The 1,310-nt window shown below is 60.7% G+C and carries 2 protein-coding genes; both read right to left on the bottom strand.

The features are described from left to right. A partial coding sequence (gene pdhA / locus EOA29_RS36770) for a pyruvate dehydrogenase (acetyl-transferring) E1 component subunit alpha (protein WP_127222414.1) occupies positions 1 to 875 on the bottom strand: 875 nt, incomplete at its 3' end. A 176-nt stretch (positions 876 to 1,051) separates the two neighbouring features. Further along, on the bottom strand, positions 1,052 to 1,310 hold a 259-nt coding region (locus EOA29_RS36765; protein ID WP_127222413.1), incomplete at its 5' end, for a septum formation initiator family protein.

Below are 1,310 nucleotides of genomic sequence, written 5' to 3'. Positions count from 1 at the left end.
TGCTCCGAGCGCATCTTCTGCACTTCCTCCTTGGAACGGTACTTCGCCGGATCGGACATCGAGTGGCCGCGATAGCGGTAGGTCTGCATTTCGAGGATCAGCGGCCCGTTTCCGGCGCGGCACCATTCGGTGGCGAGCTCGGCGGCCGACTTTACGGCGCGGACATCCATGCCGTCGACCTGGATGCCGGGGATCTTGAAGGATGCGCCGCGATGCGAGAAATCGGTCTCGGCGGACGAGCGCGACACGGACGTGCCCATGGCGTAGCGGTTGTTCTCGATGATGAAGATCACCGGCAGCTTCCACAGCGAAGCCATGTTGAAGCTCTCGTAGACCTGGCCCTGGTTGGCGGCGCCGTCACCGAAATAGGTCAGCGAGACATTCTTGTTCTCACGATAGCGGTTGGCGAAGGCGAGCCCGGTGCCCAGAGACACCTGCGCGCCGACGATGCCGTGGCCGCCGTAGAAATGCTTCTCCTTGGAGAACATGTGCATGGAGCCGCCCTTGCCTTTCGACAGGCCGCCGCGGCGCCCGGTGAGCTCGGCCATGACGCCGCGCGGCGAAAGCTCCATCGCCAGCATGTGGCCGTGGTCGCGGTAGGCGGTGATCATCTGATCGCCTTCGATCAGCGCCATCTTCATGCCGGTGACGACGGCTTCCTGACCGATATAGAGGTGGCAGAAGCCGCCGATGAAGCCCATCCCGTAGAGCTGGCCGGCCTTCTCCTCGAAGCGGCGGATGAGCAGCATGTGCCGGTAGGCGGAAAGCTCTTCTTCCTTGGTGAATTCGGCTGGCTTTGGTGCGGAAAGGTTCGGCGATTTGCCGTCGGATTTGGATTTGGATTTGGCAGGCGCTTTTCTGGCGGCGGTGGCCATGCATCACTCCCTGTTGGCGTCTCTTCGCGGACATTTCAGGGAGAGCGATCGCCTCCCCACCGATTTGAGCGAGGCTAACACGCAAGGGTGCATTGCGCCATGCTGAAAAATGCATGGCTGGCATGCGTCTAAGCGACTAGAATCATTGCGAATAAGTTCGATTAACCGGAATTCGGTTATTTCGTCGAGGCAGGCAGCATGATGGTGATTTCCTCGGGCTGCGAGAGATTGAGCGCCTTTCGAGCCTGTTCGTCAAGCATGTCCTTTTCCAGCGTGCCTTCATGGAGGAGCTGGACGCGGCGCTCGAAATCGACCCGGCGCGCCTTGACCGCGTCGAGCTGGGCCTGCAGTTCGGCCGCCTGGGCCTGCAGCCGATACTTGGAATAGATGCCGAATTCGCCATGATAGGCATGGAAGCCGAAATAGGTCAGGAAC

The organism is Mesorhizobium sp. M1E.F.Ca.ET.063.01.1.1 (genome assembly GCF_003998155.1).
Taxonomy (GTDB): domain Bacteria; phylum Pseudomonadota; class Alphaproteobacteria; order Rhizobiales; family Rhizobiaceae; genus Mesorhizobium.
The sequence above is the reverse complement of the archived record's forward strand: the minus strand, read 5'-3'. Positions and strand labels throughout refer to the sequence as shown.